This is a genomic window from Paenibacillus sp. CR_12 (assembly GCF_041953985.1).
GTDB classification, from domain to species: domain Bacteria; phylum Bacillota; class Bacilli; order Paenibacillales; family Paenibacillaceae; genus Paenibacillus_AQ; species Paenibacillus_AQ lautus_A.
The window spans coordinates 229,484-251,744 of sequence record NZ_JAVFHO010000004.1 but is presented as its reverse complement, the minus strand read 5'-3'; the positions used below and the strand labels follow the sequence as shown (position 1 = coordinate 251,744).

Below are 22,261 nucleotides of genomic sequence, written 5' to 3'. Positions count from 1 at the left end.
CCTTCATACAAATGGAAAGCGGGGGATTGTCATGTTGAACGGAAAAGTCGTCGTACTTGGCGTTACAGGTGGCATTGCCGCGTATAAAGCAGCGACTTTATGCAGCAGGCTTGTCCAGAGGGGAGCGGATGTGCATGTTATCATGACGGAATCCGCCAAGCAGTTCATTCCGGAATTAACGCTGCAGACGCTGACCAAAAACCCGGTTTATAGCGATACTTTTGACGAAAGGGACCCCTCGGTCGTCTCGCATATCCACTTGGCCGACCTGGCCGATCTGGTGCTGATTGCTCCGGCGACGGCCAATATCATCGGCAAGATGGCACATGGCCTGGCGGATGACATGCTGACCACGACGCTGCTTGCGACCACGGCTCCTGTCATGATCTCGCCGGCGATGAACGTGCATATGTACACGCATCCGGCCGTCATGGCCAACATGGAGACGCTGGTTTCCCGCGGGGTGTCCATGATTGAACCCGGAGAGGGACTTCTGGCATGCGGATACGTCGGAAAGGGACGGATGGAGGAGCCCGATACGATCGTGGATGTGGTTGAACGGTTTTTCCAAGGGCGCGCAGCCGAGTCCGCGGCGTCGAATCAGGATGTGGAAAGCACATCGACAGGCATATTGCACGGCAAAAAAGTGGTTGTCACGGCCGGCGGTACGATCGAGCGCATTGATCCGGTCCGTTATATCACGAATGATTCCTCCGGAAAAATGGGGTTTGCGATTGCTAAAGCCGCCAAGCAGCTGGGAGCGGACGTCCACCTCATTGCGGCTCATACCGATGAAGCCCCGCCAGAGGGGATTCCTGCCGAGAGAGTGGAGTCGGCCCAGGATATGTACGAAGCGGTGCAGCGCGTGTTCGATACGAGCGATATCGTGGTTAAGGCGGCAGCGGTCGCCGATTATCGTCCTGCGGAGGCGGCGACGTCAAAGATCAAGAAGCGCGGGGAAACGATGACGCTGGATCTTGTCAAGACCACGGATATCCTGGAAAGCCTGGGACGCCAAAAGACCTCCCAGTTCTTGATCGGATTTGCCGCCGAGACGGATACGGTGGAGCAGTTCGCCAGGGAAAAGCTGAAACGCAAAAATTGCGACCTGATCGTTGCCAATGATGTTACGCAGGAAGGCGCCGGCTTTGGCACGGACACGAACAGCGTTCATATATTCGATGCAGAAGGGCTCGTCCTGCAGCTGCCCGTGATGTCCAAGGAGGAAGTGGCCATGAGGCTGTTAACGCTGGCGGCCGAACGGTTGACCGGGAGGTTATCCTGATGGAAATGGCCCGTGTGATTGTGGACGTGCCGTCCAAGGATACGGACCGTCCGTTTGATTATCTGATTCCGGAGGAGCTCCGGCCATGGGTCGAGGTAGGCAGCCGGGTCGGCGTGCCGTTCGGTCACCGTACGCTTCAGGGATTCGTGGTTTCGCTGCATCCCCGGCCCGAGATGGATACGGCCAAAATGAAGCCCATTCAGGAAGTCCTCGATGTGATGCCTCCGCTCTCGCCTGAGCTGATTGAGCTTGGAGAATGGATGAAAGAGCGGTATGCATGCCGTTATATATCCGCTCTTCAATCGATGCTGCCAACGGCGCTGAAGGGAAAAGCCGAGCGGTATATTTCCCTTGGCGAGCCGGATGCGGGCTTGTCGGATGAAAGCGGCGGATTATTCGCGCTCCTCCCGGAAAGCGAATTGGAGCAGGAGATCATCCGGTTTGTCAGTCAGCGAGGCGAGGTGTCGCTCCAGCAGTTAACGCGAGCGTTTCCGGATGCGGCAGCCACCGTAAAAGCGCTGATCGGCCGGGGGCGGTTAAGCGAATTCCAGCAAATCAAGGACAAACTGCAGAAAAAAACGATGAAAGCGGTAGAGCTTGCCGTTTCGAGCGAGGAAGCGCATGTGGCGCTGGCTTCGTTTCCGGCTAAGGCTCAGCGGCAGAAGGAAGTGCTCCAATATATCGTAGAGATGGAGGACTTCCTGCCGATATCGCAGAAGGATCTGCTGCAGACGCTCGGCGTCACCGCAGGCACCGTGAAGGCGCTGGCCGACAAGGGACTGATTACCCTTGAGGATGTCGAAGTGTTCCGCGACCCGTACCGGGGACGGCACTTTACGCCCAGCGCCCCGCTGGCGCTCACGCCGGAGCAGCAGGCGGTGTACCGGAGCATCGTGCGCAAGCTGGATGAACGCAAGCATGGCGCGTTTCTCCTGCACGGGGTAACGGGCAGCGGCAAGACCGAGATCTACCTGCAGACCATTCAGCGCTGCATGGATCAGGAGCGTCAGGCGATTGTCCTGGTGCCCGAAATATCGCTCACACCCCAAATGGTGGAGCGGTTCAAAGCCCGCTTCGGCGACCGCGTGGCCGTCATGCACAGCCGGCTTTCGGATGGTGAGCGCTACGATGAATGGCGCAAAATTAGGGAAGGCCGGGCTTCGGTTGTCGTGGGAGCACGATCGGCGGTGTTTGCGCCGTTTGACCGACTTGGCCTTATTATTATGGATGAAGAGCATGAAAGTTCATATAAGCAGGAAGAAACGCCGAAGTACCATGCCAGGGACGTGGCGATTCACCGTGCCTCGCTGACAGGCGCAGCCGTCATTCTGGGCTCGGCAACGCCTTCGCTTGAAAGCTACCATGCGGCGAGATCGCAGGCTCAGGATGATTTTGCTCCGCATCTGCTGGAGATGCCGAGCCGTGCGCTGGGCAACCAGCTGCCGGCTGTTCAGGTCGTGGATATGCGGGAGGAGCTCCGGGAAGGGAATCGCTCCATGTTCAGCCGCTCCCTGCATGCCGCGATTTCGGCGCGGCTGGAACGCGGAGAACAGACGGTGCTGCTGCTGAATCGGCGGGGGTATTCCACTTTCGTGATGTGCCGGAGCTGCGGATATGTGGCAGGCTGTCCGGAATGCGATATTTCGCTGACCTACCATCAGAAATCGAACAATCTGCGCTGCCATTATTGCGGTTACGCCGCACAGGCCCCGGAGGTATGCCCGGATTGCGGGAGCGAGCATATACGCTATTTCGGTACGGGCACGCAGCGTGTCGAGGAAGAATTGGCCAAGCTGTTCCCAGGGATTCGCGTCATTCGGATGGACGTGGACACGACGACCGAGAAGGGCTCCCACGAGAAGCTGCTGAAGCAGTTTCGGGATAAAAAGGGCGACGTGCTGCTTGGAACCCAAATGGTCGCCAAAGGCCTGGATTTCCCGGATGTCACCCTGGTCGGCGTCATTACGGCCGATTCGGCGCTGAACCTGCCCGACTTCCGGGCGGCCGAGAAGACGTTTCAGCTGCTGACCCAGGTGGCCGGAAGAGCGGGACGCCATCAGCTGCCGGGTGAAGTGGTCATCCAATCCTACACGCCCGAGCATTATTCGATTATTCATGCAAGCAGCCATGATTATTTATCCTTCGTCAAGGATGAGCTGAAGCACCGCAAAGCGCTCCATTATCCGCCGTACTGCAGGCTGATTCTGGTGACGCTGTCGCATGAACAGCTGCCGCTGCTCGTACGACTGGCAGAGAATTTTGCCGCTGCCATCAAAAGCGAATCCGACCGCCGGGGATGGTTCGGAAGCCTGGACCGGTTCGACGCAAGCGCGCTCGATATCCTGGGTCCGGTGGCTTCCCCCATTCCGCGGTTAAAAAATAGATACAGATTTCAATGTATGATAAAATGGCGGGGAACGATGGATGCTGTCTCGCTGGTGCGTTCGGTTGCCGAGAAGCTTCAGGATTCGGCGCGGGACGGCAAGCTCCAAATCAGTATTGACGTTGATCCGCAAATGTTAATGTAATAGCGCATATAATGATGAAAAGCACAAGGATGGTGTCGTAGACATGGCGATTCGTATTATCGTTAAAGAACCGGATGAGGTTCTTCATAAAAAGGCAAAGGAAGTTACTAAAATTACGCCGAACGTTCAAAAGCTCCTGGACGATATGGCCGATACCATGTACGATGCGGAAGGCGTCGGGCTGGCCGCGCCGCAGGTCGGCATACTGAAGCGCCTGATTGTTATCGATGCGGGCGATGAGCACGGCTTGATCAAGATGATCAATCCGGAGATCGTGGAGAGCGAAGGCGAGCAATTCGGGCCGGAAGGCTGCCTGAGTATTCCAGGCTGGAACGGGGATGTTCGACGTGCGGAGAAAGTAACGGTTAAGGGGCTTGACCGCGAAGGAAATGAGCTTGTCATTACGGGTACAGGGCTGCTTGCGCGAGCATTTCAGCATGAAATCGATCATTTGAACGGGGTGCTGTTTACGGAAATCGCCGACCGGGTGTATGAGTACGTTCCGGAACAGCCGAGAAATGAGTTGGAGAACCGATGAATATCGTATTTATGGGCACCCCCGCCTTTGCAGTACCCAGTCTGGAAATGCTGATTGCCGAAGGATACACGATAGCCGCCGTCGTTACGCAGCCTGACCGTCCGCAGGGGCGCAAAAAAGTGCTGACCCCGACGCCGGTCAAGGAAGCCGCCCTTCGTCACGGCATCCCTGTCCTGCAGCCGCAGCGACTGCGGAATCCGGAAGCCGTGGCCGAATTGGCCGAATATAAACCCGATCTGATCGTCACGGCCGCGTACGGCCAAATCCTGCCGAAATCGGTGCTGGATATGCCGGCGCTTGGCTGCCTGAACGTCCACGGCTCGCTGCTCCCCGCTTATCGGGGAGGAGCGCCGATTCAGCGGAGCATCATCAATGGAGAGTCCGTCACGGGCATCACGCTGATGTATATGGCGGAAGGACTCGACACCGGGGACATGATCGCCCGCACCGAGGTCCCTATTGAAGACGATGATACGGCTGGAACCATGTTCGAGAAGCTGAGCCAAGCCGGCGCGGAGCTGCTTCGGCGGGAGCTGCCGCGGCTCGTGAAGGGCAAGGTGGAGGCCGAGCCTCAGGATGATTCGAAGGCAACGTATGCTCCGAATCTGACCCGGGATGACGAGAAGATCGACTGGAGCCGCACTTCCCGCGAAATCTACGATCAGATTCGCGGCCTGGTTCCTTATTCCGGCGGGTTCACGCTGTGGAACGGCGAAGTGTTTAAAGTATGGGCAGCGGCTAAGCCGGACAGCGCCCAGAAGCCATCTGGCGATGCGCAGCCCGGGACCGTGCTTGAGCTGCATGAGAAAGGGATCGTCGTGAAAACAGGCGACGGTACGCTGACGCTGCTTACGGTTCAGCCTAGCGGCAAGAAGGCAATGGATGCGGCGCAATTCGTCCGCGGGACGAGCCTGACGGCCGGGACGGTGCTGTCGTGAGCGGAAACCGCAGCCCGAAGGGACGCCTGGACTCTCCCCGGGAGCTGGCGATGAATGTATTGACTCAGGTTGAGCAGGAGGGGGCGTACAGCAATCTCCTGCTCAACTCCGCTCTGCAGAAGTCCTCGCTTGCCAAGAGCGACGCGGGACTAGCCACGGAGTTGATCTACGGCACGATCTCGCGGCTGAACACGCTTGATTATTTTTTGGACAAGTTTGTCAACAAAGGGGTGCGGAAGCTTCAGCCTTGGGTAAGGGCGCTGCTTCGCATCAGCCTTTATCAGATCGTGTACCTGGATCGGATCCCGGACCATGCGGTTGTCAGCGAAGCCGTTAATCTGGCGAAGCGCCGCGGGCATCAAGGGATCTCCGGCATGGTGAACGGGGTGCTTCGGAATATTCTGCGTCAGAAGGAAACCCTGGCCATTCCGGAGGATATGACGGACGCCCAGCGCATTTCCCTTCTGCATTCCCATCCGCAGTGGCTGGTGGAGCGCTGGATTTCCCAGTACGGTACGGAGGCAACGGAGGCGATCTGTGCCGCAAACAATGAACCGCCGGCTGTCAGCGTAAGGGTGAACACCACGATGATCAGCCGCGATGACATGCTGAAATTAATGGGCAGCCATGGCCTGGACGCTTCCCCATCGTCAGTTAGTCCCTACGGGATTGTCGTTAAGGGCGCGGGCAATATGGCCTTGACCGATTGGTATCGTGACGGGATGATCTCGATCCAGGACGAAAGCTCGATGCTCGTGGCCGAGGCCGTTCAGCCTGAGCCGGGCATGCGCATCCTCGATTGCTGCGCGGCCCCGGGCGGAAAGAGCGCCCATATGGGCGAGCTGATGAAGGACGAGGGTAGCATCGTCGCCAACGATATTCATGCCCATAAAGGGAAGCTGATATCGGATCAAGCCAGTCGTTTGGGACTGGACAGCATTTCGATCGTGACGGGGGATGCGCTGGATTTGGCAGACCGCTTCGAGCCTGCGTCTTTCGACCGAATTTTGCTGGATGCTCCCTGCTCCGGCCTTGGCGTGATCCGGCGCAAGCCGGATCTGAAGTGGGGCAAGTCCCAGGAGGACATCCATGAGATTGCGGCGCTGCAGCTCAGGCTGCTGGAGTCGGTCTCGACCTTGCTGCGTCCCGGAGGGATCTTGGTATACAGCACGTGCACGATTGAACCGATGGAGAATGAAGGCGTGGTATCTGCTTTTCTAGAAGGCCATTCCGAATTCGCCATTGCTGAAGACGGCCTTGGAGCCTTAAGCCGGCTGGGCGAGAATTCGCTTGCGCGAGGCGGCGGCATTCAAATCCTGCCCCAGCACTATCACAGCGACGGCTTTTACATTGCCAGACTCGGCAGACGTTCCTCTTAAGGGCGCTTGCCGCCATGACTATAGTCGTATCCCGCCTATGCCGGCGGGTTTTCCTCTTTTACCGTCTCTTTTATTTATGTTAGAATAGGAAGAATGAAAAAAGAGATGCATATGAATGAAATAGGGAGCGTTCGGAAGAATGCTGGCCGGACATCCTTTAAACTAGACAGGTGTGGTGAGAATGAAACCTTTTATATATGATTATTCACTGGAAGAGCTTCAAGCCTGGGCTCAAGAGAACGGGGAGCCCGCGTTTCGGGGAACCCAGATTTATGACTGGCTGTACGTGAAGCGGGTGAACGACTTCGCGGAAATGACGAATCTGTCCAAAGAGCTTCGGGCCAAGCTGGAGCAGGAATTCAGCTTCGTGACCCTGACGGAGATCACCAAGCTGGAATCCAAGGACGGAACGGTCAAGTTTCTGTTCGGCCTTCATGATGACCATGCCATCGAGACCGTCATCATGCGGCATAACTACGGCAACAGCATCTGCGTTACGACGCAGGTCGGCTGCCGTATCGGATGTACGTTCTGCGCTTCCACGCTGGGAGGCTTGAAGCGAAACCTGACCTCCGGCGAAATCGTTGCCCAGGTGGTTCAGGCACAGAAGATTCTCGATAAAACGGGAGAACGCGTCAGCAGCATCGTGATCATGGGTTCAGGCGAACCGTTTGAGAACTATGAGGCGACCATGAAATTCCTGCGCACGATGATCCATGAAAAAGGATTGAATATCGGCCAACGCCACATTACCGTATCCACGAGCGGCATTGTGCCTAACATCTATAAATTCACCGAAGAGGATACCCAGATTAATCTGGCCATCTCCATTCATGCGCCGAACGATAAGCTGCGCTCTAAGCTGATGCCCGTGAACCGCCGGTTCCCGTTTGACGACGTGATTGAATCGCTTCGTTATTACCAGGCTAAAACCGGACGCCGCATTACGTTTGAATACGCCTTGATCGGCGGGGTGAATGATCAGGTGGAGCATGCCGAAGAGCTTGCGGACGTCATCAAGGATATGAACTGCTTCGTCAATCTGATTCCGGTTAACCATGTGCCGGAACGGAAATATGTTCGCACATCGCGTAACGATATTTTCAAATTTCAACGTGCGTTAGCAGACAAGGGGGTCAATGTGACCATCCGTCGTGAACAAGGCCATGATATCGCTGCCGCTTGCGGCCAGCTGCGGGCCAAGCATATGGAGTTGAGGTGAGAAGATTTGATCAAGACGGTTCATGTAAGCCATGTGGGACGCGTTCGTCCTGTTAATGAAGATTCGGTATTTGTTAGCACATTGGAGCATGGCTATACCTTGGGTGTGGTTGCCGACGGCATGGGCGGCCACCTTGCGGGCGACACCGCCAGCAGGCTTGCGGTAGATACCGTGGCCGCGGATTTGTCCTCTTTGGAGCAGGACATGTCCATGGACGGCGTTCGGGCTGCGCTTGGCGATGCCATATTGCACGCCAATGCAGTTATCTATCAGGAAGCCTCGGCAGATGAGCGGCTTCACAATATGGGCACGACGATCGTAGCGGTGCTGCTGCGAGGCTCCGAAGGTTATATCGGTCATATCGGGGACAGCCGGGCTTACAAAGTCGTTCCCGGACAAGTCATTCGGCTCACGGATGATCACACATTGGTTAATGAGCTTTTTAAGAGCGGTCAGATTACGGAAGATCAACTGGAAACCCATCCCCGGAAAAACGTATTAAGCCGGGCACTTGGAACGGATGTGGACGTGACGGTTGAGCTTACGCCGGTTACGCTCGGGGAAGGCGAAGTGCTGCTGCTATGCAGTGACGGACTCAGCAACCGGGTCAGCCGCGAGCTGATCGGACAAATTTCCGGTTCACTTGACCTTCCTCTGGAAGAAAGAGCGGATCGCCTGCTTCAACTGGCGCTTCTCGCTGGCGGTGAGGACAACATCACAGTCGCAATGTTTGAACATCAAGAAGAGGTTGTCGGGCAACGTATAAAGGGGTGGGATTCATGATCGGACATGAATTGGCTGGTCGTTATAAGATTATCGAACGCATCGGCGGCGGCGGCATGGCGCTGGTCTACAAGGCTCAGGATATTTTGCTGAACCGGAACGTAGCGATCAAAGTGCTGCGCCAGCAGTTTGTGCACGACGAGGAATTTATTCGCCGTTTCCGGCGTGAGGCACAATCGGCGGCTTCATTGTCGCATTCCAACGTGGTCAGCATCTACGATGTGGGCCAAGAGGAAGATGTGCATTACATCGTCATGGAATATATCGAAGGTCAGAATTTGAATGAAATCATTAAAGAACGGGCGCCGTTGCAGGTCGAAGAAGCCGTGCGGATTGCGACCCAGATCTGCGATGCATTGGGGCATGCCCATCATAACCAGATTATTCACCGCGATATTAAACCGCATAACATTCTGATTGGCCGTAACGGGAGGGTCAAAGTTACCGACTTTGGCATTGCCAGGGCGGTCACGTCGACAACCATTACGCAGACAGGCTCCGTCGTGGGTTCTGTGCATTATTTCTCGCCGGAGCACGCCAAGGGCGTCGTGACGGGCGAGAAATCGGATTTATATTCACTTGGTATCGTATTATATCAAATGCTCACGGCCCGTCTTCCTTTTCTGGGCGAGAGCCCGATCAGTGTTGCACTGAAGCATCTGCAGGAGGAATTTGACGAGCCTAGGGAAGTGAACCCGCTCATTCCTCAAAGCGTGGAGAACATCATCCTGAAGTCCATGCGCAAAAATCCGGAGGAGCGTTACCAGTCCGCGGAAGAAATGATGGACGACCTCGAGACGTGTTTGATGCCGATGCGCCTCAATGAGCCGAAGATGGAGTTCGAGGACGATGCCGATTCTACTCTAGTCATGCCGGCGCTCAAAACGATGCAGCGCAGCAGCCAGCATCATCACGACCAAGATGACGATTCGGACGACGATGAGTTTGAGGAAAAGCCAACCGGCAAGCCGAAGAAAAAGTGGGTCAAGCCGACCATCATTATCGGCTCTGTACTCTTATTCCTCGGCCTTATGTTAGGCGTCGTCATGTATGTGAACAATATGCTGGAGGTGCCGGAGGTTAAGGTGCCGCCAGTGGTAGGCATGACGGAGGAGGAAGCGATCCGCGAGCTAGAGGCCCAAGGTTTGACGGTGAATGAGGAAGTCATTCGCGAATATAAACCGAATGTGGATGAAGGCGTCGTGTTTGCACAGGACAAGGAACCAGAGACCATGCTGAAGAAGGGCTCACCGGTTCAATTGTCGGTCGGGGATGCGAAGCCGCTCCCGGAAATGCCGGACCTTAATGGGATGACGTTTGATGAGGCAGTTGCTGCATTAAAAGAGATTGGAGTCGAGGAAACCTCCATCAAGCGATCGTCTGAAAAAAATGATGAAGTACCTCAGGGCAAGATCTTTAAACAAAGCCCGGAAGCCAGTACAAAAATAGATCCAGAAACTGAAGTAATCAGCGTAACGGTGAGCGAGGGCAAGAATTTGGTCCCTATGCCGGGCGTGGTTGGCTTAGAGCAGGAGAATGCCGTCAATATTTTGGAGTCAAATGGCTTTAAGATTGCAGCAATCAAAGAGAGATCTAGTTTTGAAGTGAAAAAGGGCATCGTAATAGAGCAATGGCCGCATGAGGCCAATCAACAAGTTGCACCAGGCTCCGATATCACGCTGTTCGTCAGCTCCGGCTATCCTTCGGACGCGCTCGAGTATAATTACAGCGTACCGGTGTCGCCGAGCGCCGAAGGACAAGAAAGCAAAATCCGGGTGGTCTTCAGCGACGCGCTGGGAGACAACCAGGAAGCCGTAAACAAGACCATTACGACTTCCGAAATGGTACCCGTTAAGCTGCTGCTTGCTCCCGACAAACACGCGACGGTCATGATATTCCGTGACGGCCGCCAGGTGGATACGTACAGCGTAAGCTACACCGACGTCAAGAACGGAACCGTGCCGCAGCCGACCTTTGAGCAGCCGCCTGAGCAACCTGATGTACCGGTGGACACCAACCCGGATGAGGGAAATGGCGAGGACGGTTCGAATGAGGAAGATGATGCTGCTTATCACTGGGATAACGGCAGCGAAGGAAACGGCAAGGGTAAGGGCAAAGGCAAAGACAACGATTAGAAACAAGTCATGAGAACACTAATTTCAACAAGAAAGGTGAGGGCCTATTATATGCTAGAGGGACTGATCGTGAAGGCACTAAGCGGATATTACTATGTCAAACCACTGCAGGATGGCAACATTATATCCGGGGAGGACCCAGCGGTTCAATGCAGAGCCCGCGGCATTTTCAAAAAGAAAGGCATCTCTCCGCTCGTTGGAGATCGCGTGAAGTATTCATTGACTGAGAATGGGGAGGGGACCGTGGATGAAATACTTCCACGGTCTTCCCAATTAATTCGCCCGCCTGTCGCGAACGTCGACTTGGCGGTGCTGTTGTTTTCGGTCAAGGAACCGGACTTGAGCCTGCATCTGCTGGACAAGTTCTTGGTACATATTGAGCATTCGGGCCTTGAGGCGTTGATCTGCCTGACGAAGCAGGACCTTGCAGACGACTCGGATGATGTATTGGAGCAGGTCAAGCGCCAGTACGAAGAAATCGGGTATGAAGTGCTTATAACCAGCTCCTTGCAAGGCATCGGTACCGAAGAGGTGAAGGACCGCCTGGCCGGTCGAATCAGCGTATTCTCCGGTCAATCCGGCGTCGGCAAGTCGTCCCTGCTCAATGCGTTGATGCCGGGCCTCTCGCTGGAGACCAGCGAAATCAGCCTGCGCCTTGGCCGCGGCCGGCATACGACGCGCCACGTGGAGCTGATTGAGCTTGATAACGGAGGTTATGTTGCCGATACGCCCGGCTTTAGCCAGCTGGATTTTCTGGAGCTTGGTGTCGAGGAGCTGTCGACCTGCTTCAAGGAGTTTGCTCCTTATGCGGCTGAATGCAAATTCAGAGGCTGCAATCACATCCAGGAGCCTGGCTGCCGGGTGATTCAAGCCAAAGAGGATGGAATCATCCTGGCAAGCCGTTATGAGCATTACGTGGAGTTTTATACCGAGATGAAAGACAAGAAGCGGAGGTACTGAATCATGATAAAAATTGCGCCATCCATATTGTCGGCGGACTTTGCAAAGCTGGGGCAGGAAATTAAGGAAGCCGAAGCGAGCGGGGCCGACTGGATTCATGTGGACGTCATGGACGGGCATTTCGTGCCGAATATTACTCTGGGGCCGCCGATCGTCCAAGCGATCAGACCGCATACGGGCCTGTCGCTCGACGTGCATCTGATGATCGAACAGCCGGAGTTGTATATTGCCGACTTCGTCAAGGCAGGAGCAGACTTGATCACGGTTCATGCCGAGACCTGCCCGCATCTTCACCGCGTCATCCATCTCATTAAAGAGCATGGCGTGAAGGCTGGCGTCGCGATTAATCCGGCCACGCCGGCCCATGTCCTTCAGGAAGTGCTTCCTGATGTGGATTTGGTGCTGGTGATGACCGTGAATCCCGGCTTCGGCGGACAGGCATTTATCGAGCGGACCGTAAGCAAGATTGCGCAGCTGCGTGAATGGATTTCAAACTCCGAGAATCCGAATATCCATATCGAAGTGGATGGCGGCATTACGGCGGAGACGGCACCGCTCGTGGTGGAAGCGGGAGCGGATGTCCTGGTTGCGGGCAGCGCGGTCTTCGGCAAGCCGGATCGGGCGGCGGCCATTGCCCAAATCCGAGACAGCGTAACATCTTGACCTCAGAACGTGAGCACGGGATGCATAGGGCGGGGGATTCCCGCATAAATATGGTTACATGAGCTGGGTTCTCATGTAGCCTTTTTTGTCTGTGTTCACATCTAAGGGCTTGGTGCATAACATAATCTAGGAAGGCATGAGAATGATTGGGGAGGGTGAGACATGAAATTCTATACGTTCAAGCTGCCGAAGTTTTTGGGAGGTTTTGTGAAGGCCATCTTAAATACGTTTCACAAGAGCTGACAGCTTGTCCCGGCGTAACAAAACCTCCGCCTGGGACCGACGCCGCCAGCCGGTTTACGGGGGATGAGGCAAGAGAAGAGCACTCCGATAGATCGCATGGAGGACATACCGCATCTTGTATGCGGAGGTTTTTCTTGCGGTATAAGAAAGCCAATGCGCGCATGGCCTCTGCCGCTTTCTTGTATCATAAGAAGAGTGTCTAGCGACGTACTTATCGAAGACAGACCGCGTTCGACCGGAAGTTTTTCTTGCGATATAAGAAAGCGGGAGTTCGGCTCTTTCATTTTTCTTATATCTAAATAAAAAAAGCACCTGTTATCTGCTCAGGGTGCTTTTTGTTTAGGTGAAGAATATGTATCTAAACGCAAGAAAAACTTCCTTGTCCCGGATCGCCCACAAATGGTGCCTGGAGATTTAGAAGTTTTTCTTCATATAACGAGATGATTATACGCGAGTCACTTTACCGGATTTCAAAGCGCGAGTGCTGACGTATACACGTTTTGGCTTGCCATCCACCAAAATGCGAACCTTTTGAACGTTGACACCCCAAGAACGCTTGTTGTGGTTGTTAGCGTGAGAAACATGGTTACCACTGCTTGGTTTCTTGCCTGTTACATAACATTTGCGAGCCATTCATTACACCTCCTTGTTCCTAACCCTGCATGAAACAATACTTAAATATAATATCACAGTAAAAATTGCTCCGTCAACTGTCCTAAAAACATTTATTTCTCTTTCTCATTATAGTACAATGTTGATTAGTCCATAATATTTCCGAAGATCTGTATATTGTGGGCTGGTCGGCATGTTTCGAGGAGGTTTGGAGCTGCCGAATGACGTAGAGGACGAGAGGGCAGCCCATCAAGATGGTATGATCCATTTAATCATGCAAGTCTATTATTTACTGGTTGGGCATTTCGTCAGCTATAAGCTATGAAATAGATATGAAGTTTACGACAAGAAGTGTTATGGGTATCAAGCCAGGAAGGGGAATTCTCATTGAGTAAGCGTTCTTTGAATGGAACAGAATTTACCGCTATGGTCCTTGCCGGAGCGGAGCAGCTGCAGCAGCATGCAGAACACGTCAATTCCCTGAATGTGTTCCCGGTGCCGGACGGCGACACGGGGACCAACATGAATTTGACGATGACGGCAGGCGTAGCAGAACTGAAGAGTAAGTACTCGGAGTCCGTCGGGCATAGTGCCGGTGTGCTGTCCAAGGGGCTTCTGATGGGAGCCAGAGGGAACTCGGGGGTGATCCTGTCCCAGTTGTTCCGTGGTTTCAGCCGGTATGCGGCACCTTATACAGAACTTAATTCTCATCAATTTGCCGCAGCGCTGCAGACAGGCGTGGAAGCTGCGTATAAAGCTGTCGTAAAGCCTGTGGAAGGCACCATCCTGACCGTAGCTAAAGAAGCGGCCAAACATGCCGTTTATTTCTCTCGCCGCAGCAACGATATCGTGGAGCTGATGGAGCAGGTGCTGGCCAAAGCCAAAGAAACGCTGTCCCAGACGCCGGATATGCTTCCCGTGCTGAAGCAGGTTGGCGTTGTGGACTCGGGCGGGCAAGGCCTGGTGTACATCTACGAAGGTTTCTTGCAAGCGTTGAAGAAAGACGGCGCGTCCGGCTCCTTCGCTTCTGCGGAAGGACAAGCAGAACAGAGCAGCGCGGCACCAGCCTATCATGCGGTTCCTGATTTCTCGGCGGTTCAAGCTCCGGCTTCGGCCCAATCCCGACTGTCCACGGAGGACATTGAATTTTTATACGACATGGAATTCTTTATTAATAGGCAGCTTGGAGAGGGAACGAGTGCGGACTTTGATGAAGATAAGTTCCGGAAAGCGCTTGCAGTGAACGGTGATTCCATCATTGTCATTGCCGATGACGAGACGATCAAAGTGCATGTCCATTCCAAGGCGCCGGGCGAAGTGTTGAATTTGGCCCTCATGTATGGAGAGATCACCCAGATTCACATTTTGAATATGCGCGAGCAGCACCGCGACTTGCTGACAACCGGAATGGATATCGCGCCGATGCCCGAGCTGTTTGCGGATATTCCGGCAGAGACCGTGACGCCGGAAGCACCGGCTGTTCCTCCTGCAGACGAGATCGCGCCGTACGGGTTCATTGCGGTTTCGTCAGGGGAAGGCATTTCCGATATATTCAAGAGCCTGGGCGTCGACGTCGTTCTCTCCGGAGGACAGACGATGAACCCGAGCACCGAGGATTTCGTCAATGCGATTTCTTCGATCTCGGCCCAGCAGATTTATATTCTGCCAAACAACTCCAACATCGTGCTTGCTGCCCAGCAGGCCAGAGAGCTTCTCGAAGGCGAGCGCAGCGTAACGGTCATCCCGAGCAAGACGATCCCGCAGGGAATCGCGGCAGCATTTGCTTTCCAGGAAGACGAGAATGCGGATATGAATACCGACAACATGCTGGATGCCATCACTCGCGTGCAATCGGGGCAGGTCACCTATGCCGTGCGGGACACAACAATTGATGATCTCGAGATCAAGGCTGGCCAGTTCATCGGTATCCGCAATTCCAACATCGTGGCAGCAAACGAGGATCTGATCACGACATCCCAGGATTTGCTGGGTAAAATGCTGGAATCCGGCGATGAAATCGTAACGCTGCTTACCGGCGCTGACGCAACCGAGGAATCGACCAGCGCACTCACGGAGTGGCTGGGCGAGCAGTACCCTAACGCGGAGGTTGAAGTACACTACGGCGGACAGCCGATCTATTCCTATCTGTTCTCCGTGGAGTCTTGATATAAGAGATAGGCGGGTTCCTCAAGAGGCTTTCCTTCCCTATCTCGGTAGAAAAACTTACGCTGCATGCGGCCTGTCTTCGGAGAAAGTACGTCGATAGAGTTTTTTTTTCATAACGCTTTGATATTATGCATGGTACATTTTTAGGAGGGGTTCCGGTGAATAAGACCGTTATTGTGACAGACAGCACAGCGGATATTCCGGCAGACCTGGCGAAGCAACACAACATTCATATTGTGCCGCTGAGACTTATGTTCGGGGAAGATACGTTTTTGGACGGAGTGGAAATCACGCCGGGAGAGTTCTACCAAAAGCTGGTGCAATCGCCTCAGCTTCCGACGACCTCCCAGCCTTCGCCCGCAGATTTTGTGGCTGTGTATGAGTCCATTCTGGAACAGCACCCAGGCTGCTCCATTGTGTCCATTCACATCTCATCCGGCCTGAGCGGAACGTATCAGTCCGCACTGCTTGCAACCTCTCTTATTGAAGGAGAAGCGGATATTACCGTATGGGATTCCAAATCGGCCTCCTACGGTTTCGGGTTATTCGTGGTTCATGCAGCGAAGCTCGCGCAAGAAGGGGCCGCTGTTTCGGATATTCTTTCATCGCTTGAGGACCTTCGTTCCAAGCGCCGCCTCTACTTCTTGGTAGACACGCTGGAATATTTGCAGAAGGGCGGACGAATCGGCAAGGCGTCGGCCGTGCTCGGTACGCTGCTTAACATTAAGCCGATTTTGTCCATTGACGGCGAAGGGATTATTTTTCCGGTAGACAAGGTCCGGGGTCGGAAGAAAGCGACAGCCAAAATCATTGAGCTGTTTCAACAGGATCTATCCGGCGTGAAAAATATTAAAGTGGCTGTGGGTCATACAGCTGACCCTGCTCTGGTTGAGGATTTTCTGCAGCAGCTGTCCGCTGTGTTCACGATCGAGGAAACCGTGTTCTCCGAGATCGGTCCGGTTATCGGTACGCACGTCGGACCGGGAACCATTGCAGCATATATATGGCCTGCTTAAGTGAGGTAGATGATATGAGTCTCAAACTCGATCAAATATCCGTCAGACAGATCAACGGCGTGAGCGCCCTGAAAGAGGGGGAGCTTCACGCCTTTGGCGTCTCTACGGTCAAGGATCTTTTGGAGTATTACCCTTTCCGGTACGAGGATTACCGGCTTCGGTCCTTAAGCGAAGTTAAGGACGGGGACAAAATCACCATTCAAGCCAAGATTGCGAGCGTGCCGGTTCTGCAGCGTTACGGGCGCAAATCCCGATTAACCTGCAAAATGCTGGCCGAAAACTGGATGTTCACCGCGACTTGGTTTAACCGGCATTTTCTGAAGGACCAGCTTACGGCTGGGCGGGAGATCGTGCTGACGGGCAAGTGGGACCAGCGCAGAATGCAGCTTACGGTGTCCGAATCCGAATTCCCGGATAAAGGAGCCTTCCGGAGCGGAACGCTGCAGCCGGTGTATTCCATCGGCGGAAAGATTACGCAATCCTGGATCCGAAAAACGATGGGACAGGCATTGGAGCAATACGGGGAGATGATTCCCGAGATTTTGCCGCAATCCCTGCTCCGAAAATATGATCTGATGCCCCGTAAAGCGGCGATTATGACGATCCATCAGCCTGTCGACTCCAGGGAAGGTCAGGAAGGGCGGCGCCGCATGGTGTACGAGGAGCTCTTCCTGTTCCAGTTAAAAATGCAGGCATTCCGGGCACTGAACCGGGGACGGATGGACGGGGTGGTACATACGGCCGACAATGCAACCATCCGGGAGTTCGTGCGCAGCTTCCCGTTTGAGCTTACCGATGCGCAGAAGAAGGTGGAGCTGGAGATTTTGCATGATATGCGATCCCCTTACTGCATGAACCGTTTGCTGCAAGGGGATGTCGGCTCGGGTAAAACGATTGTTGCCGCCATCGCCTTGTTTACGACGGTCCGCTCGGGTTTCCAAGGCGCATTGATGGTGCCGACGGAGATTCTTGCCGAACAGCATATGCGTTCCCTGCAGAGGCTGTTTGAACCCTTCGGCATTACGGTCGGTCTGCTGACAGGCAGCGTAACGGGGAAGAAGCGGAAGGACCTGCTGGCTTCCTTGCAGATGGGGCTGACGGACATCGTCGTGGGTACCCATGCCCTTATCCAGGATGACGTCTACTTCCGGGAGCTGGGGCTCGTCGTGACGGACGAGCAGCACCGCTTCGGCGTGAATCAGCGAAGCGTTCTAAGGCGTAAAGGGTATAATCCGGACGTGCTCACGATGACGGCGACGCCGATCCCGCGGACGCTGGCCATTACCGCCTTCGGAGACATGGACGTATCCACGCTGTCGGAGCGTCCGAAAGGGCGCATTCCCATTACGACCTATTGGGTCAAACATGAACTGATGGACCGCGTGCTCGGATTTATTTCCCGGGAAGTAAGTCAGGGACGCCAGGCATATCTGATCGCCCCGTTGATCGAGGAATCGGATAAGCTGGACGTCCAGAATGCGATTGACCTGCATGTTCAAATGCAGCAGGCGTTCCCCGCATATTCCGTCGGACTTCTGCACGGCCGCATGACGCCGGCCGAGAAGGATGAGGTCATGCGCCAATTCTACAGCAATGAGGTTCAGCTGCTGATCTCCACGACGGTTGTTGAGGTTGGCGTTGACGTGCCGAACGCAACCCTGATGATCATTATGGACGCCGATCGCTTCGGCCTGTCCCAGCTGCACCAGCTTCGGGGCCGGGTAGGCCGTGGACAGCATGCTTCCTATTGTGTCCTGGTGGCTGATCCGAAGTCGGAAGTGGGTCAGGAACGGATGCAGGTCATGACGGAAACCGAAGACGGCTTCGAGGTATCCCGGCGGGATCTGGAGCTTCGGGGACCGGGCGACTTTTTCGGTACGAAGCAGAGCGGGCTGCCGGAGTTCCGGCTGGCCGACATGGTCGCCGATTTCAAGGTAGTCGAAGAGGCCCGGGGCGACGCGGCGGCTCTCGTTAGCGACAGCTCCTTCTGGACGTCGCCGGAATATGAGCCGCTGCGCGACTTTTTGCAGCAGGAGAAGATCTTCCAGGGCGATATCATGGATTAATGGCATGAATCTGTTGGCACAATGGACAGACCTTCGTCATATACTCAAAAAGGGTAGCAGCATTTATGACTGGAGGTGCTTCAACATTGGGTTATCAGCAGTATGGCATTAGTCCGCAGCTGGTGGAGCGTATCAAGCTAAAAATGAAAAACCCGGCCATCAAGGAAAGAATCAAGGGACTGACTCAGGGCTTGACCAAAGCGGATCTTCAAAATAGCGCAAAAGTACATCAATTGATCCGGACGGCCAGCGGCATCTTGAATGAAAAGCTGAGCTCCGCACAGGAGCAGCAAATGGTTCAATTCGTGCTTGCACAGCGCATCGATCCGAACAACACCTTCCATTTGATCAAGCTGTGGGGAATGTTTCGTTAACAACTGGATGACATCAAGGAATGACAAGCATAGAAGAAGCCCCTCTCGGGAGTGTTTTCTCCTAATGAGCAGGGGCTTTTGACATGGCTTGAACAGGGATGAGGCGATCTTAGGCGGATTCCCGTTTAGAGGAGTCCCTCGCTATTGTGGTCTAACCGGCAGCGGTGAAGCCGGTATGCTGTGAAAAAGCGCGACAGTCGAAGAGAAATCCCAACCTTTTCGGAATATCTAGCTGCCCGTAATGGAGCGGATGCAATCTTCCGTGTCGTTCTTGACGGAGTTTACGGTTGTGCTTACCGGCACTGCCTGCATTTCTTCCGCGGGATAGGGTTTCAACAGCTCCTTGAGCGATTGCAGGTGGGAAGGGTGGTTCCCATGGGTATGGGAGGACGGCTGCCGTTCAAGCCATAGCGCTTCGTCAGCGGGTCTTAGAATGACCGGCATCCGGTTATGGATCGGCTCCATGAGCCTGTTGGGCTCGGTCGTAATGACGGTACAGGTGCTCAGCTTCTCGCCCCCTGGGGTGATCCAGGTGTCGTACAGGCCGGCCATGCTGAATATTTCGCCGTTCTTCAATCCAATGCGAAAGGGCTGCTTGCCATTGCCGCTTTTCTGCCATTCGTAAAAACCGTCTGCAGGAATCAGGCATCTTTTCCGATAAAAGGGCATCCTATAGGCAGGCTTGTCTTCCAGCGTTTCACTGCGGGCATTGATCATTTTGGCTCCGCCCGAGGAATCCTTGGCCCAGGAAGGGACAAGCCCCCATTGCAGCTGCCCGATCCGGTTGGTGCTCCCGTCATGGATAATGGCCGTGACCATCTGCGTAGGCGCGATGTTGTACCTGGGAACGTGAAAGGGAGAGACCGATTCGGGATCAATGAGATACCTGGTCATCAGCTCTTCCCAAGTAACGGTGAGCGTAAAACGTCCGCACATCGTTTCAAGGCCTCCTCTCATTCGAGCCGCTTTAGATCAGAACATCGACTTATGCTGGCATTCCCGACGGAATGGCCATATAAGGATGACGGCTCGTTTGTGTTTGAGTATATCAAATATTGCACAACTTACCAAAAGGGTCCGGCGCTCAGCCGGGCCGAGCATCATGAATGGAGGATTTTTCGTGTTTGATTTAAAAGCTAACGGCACCTCGGTCAAGACCGAAGTTGTTGCCGGGACCACGACGTTTTTTACGATGGCTTATGTGACCGTGGTGAATCCGCTGATACTGTCGCAAGCGGGCGTGCCGTTTGAACAAAGCTTCACGGCTACGATTATTGCCGCCGTCATCGGTACGCTGCTCATGGGGCTCGTAGCCCGCTACCCGATTGCCGTGGCGCCGGGGATGGGGCTGAATGCTTATTTTACGTATTCCGTTGTCCAAGGGCATGCCGGACTTGGTTATATTGAAGCCTTTTCCGCCGTTTTTATCGCCGGTATTCTGTTTCTGCTGTTATCGATGACTTCCCTGCGGCGCAGGTTAATTGAGATGATCCCGGCGAACCTGAAGCATGCGATCACGGTCGGGATCGGCCTGTTCATTGCTTTTATCGGTCTGCGGATGAGCGGCATTATCACCGCGCATCCGGATAATCTGGTAGCGCTCGGCGATTTGCACCAGCCATCGGTCGTGCTCGCCTTGGTGGGCTTGGCGGTTACGCTCGTGCTGCTGTCCCGCGATGTGAAGGGCGCCTTGTTCATTGGCATGATCATCACCGGAATTATCGCTTATTTTGCCGATATGCTGTCCTTTACCGGCGGGATTATGTCCGTTCCCACGCTGCCGGAAGGCATTCTGGTATGGAACCCCATTACGGCGGCCTCGGATGTGATCAGGCACGGGCTCTATGCCGTGGTGTTCTCGTTCCTGCTTGTAACGCTGTTCGATACCACGGGCACGGTCGTTGGCGTGGCAGAGCAGGCGGGGCTGATGAAGGATAACAAGCTGCCCCGCGCGGAACGTGCCATGTTCTCCGATTCGGTGGCAACCGTGGCCGGCTCCATGGTCGGCACAAGCCCGACCACGGCGTATATCGAATCCGCAGCCGGTGTCGGCGCAGGCGGCCGCACAGGCTTAACCTCGGTGGTCGTTGCCGGGCTGTTCGTGGTTGCGGCCTTCTTTAGCCCGCTGATCGGCGCGGTTGCCGGATTGTCCGCCATCACGGCACCGTCGCTTATCGTGGTGGGCTGTCTGATGCTGAGCAACGTTCAGCACATCCGGTGGAATGATTTTGATGAAGCGTTCCCTGCGTTTCTCGTGATTTTGACCATGCCGCTTACGTCTAGCATCGCAACTGGGATTGCGCTCGGTTTTATTTCATACCCGCTCATGAAAATCGTGAAGGGCAAGTGGAAGGCGGTTCATCCGCTGATGTATATTTTTGCCGTGCTGTTCGTGCTGCAGCTCGTTTTTGTTCCGCATTGATAAGGAGCGCGGAAATCCCCTGCAAGGTCTTTAGAGCAGACCCGGCAGGGGATTTTTTGGCTTGGCGGACGACCGTATGGCGGGTATATCCCTTGTTGCGGATCAGGCGACGTTATAACGGTTTCCCGGCTGATGCTGCCGCGGCAAGGGGGAACACTGACAGCCGGGGATGGGCGGGGATCAGCGAGTCTGGCTCCATACGTCCGCGTACGTTGTGACAAGGCCGTGGTCGTCAACCCCCAAATCGGCTTGATACGCTCCGTGGTTGCTCTCGTAACGGTAGGCGCATTCGCCCGTCCGCGTGTATCGTTGGGGGAGGGGAGCGACGGTTAGACTCGGGAATTGAATCCATACGGCCGTCATGGTTGCGCTCTCCCCGGGCTCCAGCTGCAGGCGGCGGATCGGGAGCGTGTTGGTGGACGGGGTGATTCCGAGATCGATGTCGGTCATGCCGGCAAAGGCCGTGAGCTCGGTATCGCCGTTCCACCAGCGGCCCTCATCATCCCGTTCCAGGTGAAGGGACTGTTCTTCCGTGCCGCTTGAGAGCGTAATCCGGACTTTCCGGGTCTCCCAGCTGCTTGTGGTTGCGACCTCGTAGGAACAGTGGAGAGTCCGGCCTTCCAGGCTGGCTACGACCGTTCCGGTGAGCGTAAATCCATCGTGATGCCGATAGAGCCGGCCATGCTCCAGCGAAGGAAGATCGTGCCGGTTCCATAGCAGCGATTGCAGAAGCTGGCCGGACTGGCCGGAGCTTGCGTTTTTTTGTCCGATGGACTGCAGGTTTTGTTCAGCGTGCATATTGTTGTTCAAACGTGATCCCATCCTTGATCCATAATGTAACGAATTGGCCGTATCCCCTGGCTCCGATGATCCGAGAGGGCAGCAGGCAGGGGATCCGGCATGGGTAAGACGGCGGCGCGGCCAAGGCGCG

Annotated in this window: 19 protein-coding genes; 16 read left to right on the top strand and 3 right to left on the bottom strand. The window is 54.8% G+C overall.

What is annotated here, in order from left to right; genetic code table 11:
- Window positions 1-31: 31 nt before the first annotated feature.
- From coaBC to spoVM, 11 genes are all read left to right on the top strand, one after another.
- A complete protein-coding gene (gene coaBC, locus RB297_RS16795; protein WP_096773137.1) occupies window positions 32-1,285 on the top strand; it encodes a bifunctional phosphopantothenoylcysteine decarboxylase/phosphopantothenate--cysteine ligase CoaBC in 1,254 nt (417 codons plus the stop codon).
- Entirely contained in the window at window positions 1,285-3,813 is a 2,529-nt protein-coding gene (gene priA, locus RB297_RS16790) for a primosomal protein N' (RefSeq protein WP_036665915.1), read from the top strand. The genes coaBC and priA overlap by 1 nt, the downstream gene beginning before the upstream one ends.
- 43 nt (window positions 3,814-3,856) lie before the next feature.
- Window positions 3,857-4,351, top strand: coding sequence for a peptide deformylase (def, locus tag RB297_RS16785; protein WP_015734332.1), 495 nt, complete (start codon window positions 3,857-3,859; stop codon window positions 4,349-4,351).
- Window positions 4,348-5,289: a methionyl-tRNA formyltransferase gene (gene fmt / locus RB297_RS16780; RefSeq protein ID WP_096773139.1), complete on the top strand. Its 942-nt coding sequence runs from the start codon at window positions 4,348-4,350 to the stop codon at window positions 5,287-5,289. The genes def and fmt overlap by 4 nt, the downstream gene beginning before the upstream one ends.
- A complete protein-coding gene (rsmB, locus tag RB297_RS16775; RefSeq protein ID WP_213577534.1) occupies window positions 5,286-6,668 on the top strand; it encodes a 16S rRNA (cytosine(967)-C(5))-methyltransferase RsmB in 1,383 nt (460 codons plus the stop codon). The genes fmt and rsmB overlap by 4 nt, the downstream gene beginning before the upstream one ends.
- 181 nt (window positions 6,669-6,849) lie before the next feature.
- Entirely contained in the window at window positions 6,850-7,890 is a 1,041-nt protein-coding gene (gene rlmN, locus RB297_RS16770) for a dual-specificity RNA methyltransferase RlmN (protein ID WP_009592630.1), read from the top strand.
- A 6-nt stretch (window positions 7,891-7,896) separates the two neighbouring features.
- Window positions 7,897-8,673 carry a Stp1/IreP family PP2C-type Ser/Thr phosphatase gene (locus RB297_RS16765; RefSeq protein ID WP_009592617.1) on the top strand — a complete coding sequence of 259 codons (777 nt, stop codon included), beginning with the start codon at window positions 7,897-7,899 and terminating at the stop codon, window positions 8,671-8,673.
- The gene (gene pknB / locus RB297_RS16760) at window positions 8,670-10,808 is read left to right on the top strand and encodes a Stk1 family PASTA domain-containing Ser/Thr kinase (RefSeq protein WP_375120993.1); all 2,139 of its coding nucleotides are present in this window, start codon (window positions 8,670-8,672) and stop codon (window positions 10,806-10,808) included. Before RB297_RS16765 ends, pknB begins: the two co-directional genes overlap by 4 nt.
- Before the next feature lie 51 nt (window positions 10,809-10,859).
- A complete protein-coding gene (gene rsgA / locus RB297_RS16755) occupies window positions 10,860-11,768 on the top strand; it encodes a ribosome small subunit-dependent GTPase A (RefSeq protein WP_375120992.1) in 909 nt (302 codons plus the stop codon).
- A gap of 3 nt (window positions 11,769-11,771) precedes the next feature.
- Window positions 11,772-12,431, top strand: coding sequence for a ribulose-phosphate 3-epimerase (gene rpe, locus RB297_RS16750; RefSeq protein ID WP_375120991.1), 660 nt, complete (start codon window positions 11,772-11,774; stop codon window positions 12,429-12,431).
- 162 nt (window positions 12,432-12,593) lie between these two features.
- Window positions 12,594-12,674, top strand: a complete 81-nt coding sequence (gene spoVM / locus RB297_RS16745) for a stage V sporulation protein SpoVM (RefSeq protein ID WP_034273235.1) — start codon at window positions 12,594-12,596, stop codon at window positions 12,672-12,674.
- A 444-nt stretch (window positions 12,675-13,118) separates the two neighbouring features.
- Here the strand turns inward: spoVM and rpmB are convergent, their stop codons facing one another.
- Window positions 13,119-13,307: a 50S ribosomal protein L28 gene (gene rpmB / locus RB297_RS16740; protein WP_006209230.1), complete on the bottom strand. Its 189-nt coding sequence runs from the start codon at window positions 13,305-13,307 to the stop codon at window positions 13,119-13,121.
- 366 nt (window positions 13,308-13,673) lie between these two features.
- On the opposite strand from rpmB, the gene RB297_RS16735 reads away from it, so the two are divergent.
- The 4 genes from RB297_RS16735 to RB297_RS16720 all read left to right on the top strand — a co-directional run bounded on the left by RB297_RS16735 (window position 13,674) and on the right by RB297_RS16720 (window position 18,908).
- Window positions 13,674-15,452 carry a DAK2 domain-containing protein gene (locus RB297_RS16735; RefSeq protein ID WP_036672418.1) on the top strand — a complete coding sequence of 593 codons (1,779 nt, stop codon included), beginning with the start codon at window positions 13,674-13,676 and terminating at the stop codon, window positions 15,450-15,452.
- 158 nt (window positions 15,453-15,610) lie between these two features.
- On the top strand, window positions 15,611-16,468 hold the full coding sequence (locus tag RB297_RS16730; protein ID WP_375120990.1) for a DegV family protein: 858 nt from the start codon (window positions 15,611-15,613) through the stop codon (window positions 16,466-16,468).
- Window positions 16,469-16,482: 14 nt separating this feature from the next.
- Complete coding sequence (gene recG / locus RB297_RS16725; protein ID WP_375120989.1) at window positions 16,483-18,534, top strand: ATP-dependent DNA helicase RecG; 2,052 nt, start codon at window positions 16,483-16,485, stop codon at window positions 18,532-18,534.
- Window positions 18,535-18,620: 86 nt separating this feature from the next.
- Complete coding sequence (locus tag RB297_RS16720; RefSeq protein ID WP_009592565.1) at window positions 18,621-18,908, top strand: stage VI sporulation protein F; 288 nt, start codon at window positions 18,621-18,623, stop codon at window positions 18,906-18,908.
- A gap of 228 nt (window positions 18,909-19,136) precedes the next feature.
- Here RB297_RS16720 and RB297_RS16715 read toward each other — a convergent pair whose 3' ends face one another.
- Window positions 19,137-19,844 (bottom strand): SOS response-associated peptidase, encoded by a 708-nt coding sequence (locus RB297_RS16715; protein WP_090912905.1) that lies wholly within the window; start codon window positions 19,842-19,844, stop codon window positions 19,137-19,139.
- 184 nt (window positions 19,845-20,028) lie between these two features.
- Here RB297_RS16715 and RB297_RS16710 point away from each other — a divergent pair, with 184 nt between their 5' ends.
- Window positions 20,029-21,330, top strand: a complete 1,302-nt coding sequence (locus tag RB297_RS16710) for an NCS2 family permease (protein ID WP_277748494.1) — start codon at window positions 20,029-20,031, stop codon at window positions 21,328-21,330.
- Window positions 21,331-21,510: 180 nt separating this feature from the next.
- Here RB297_RS16710 and RB297_RS16705 read toward each other — a convergent pair whose 3' ends face one another.
- The gene (locus RB297_RS16705) at window positions 21,511-22,140 is read right to left on the bottom strand and encodes a putative glycolipid-binding domain-containing protein (RefSeq protein ID WP_375120988.1); all 630 of its coding nucleotides are present in this window, start codon (window positions 22,138-22,140) and stop codon (window positions 21,511-21,513) included.
- Window positions 22,141-22,261: the final 121 nt, after the last annotated feature.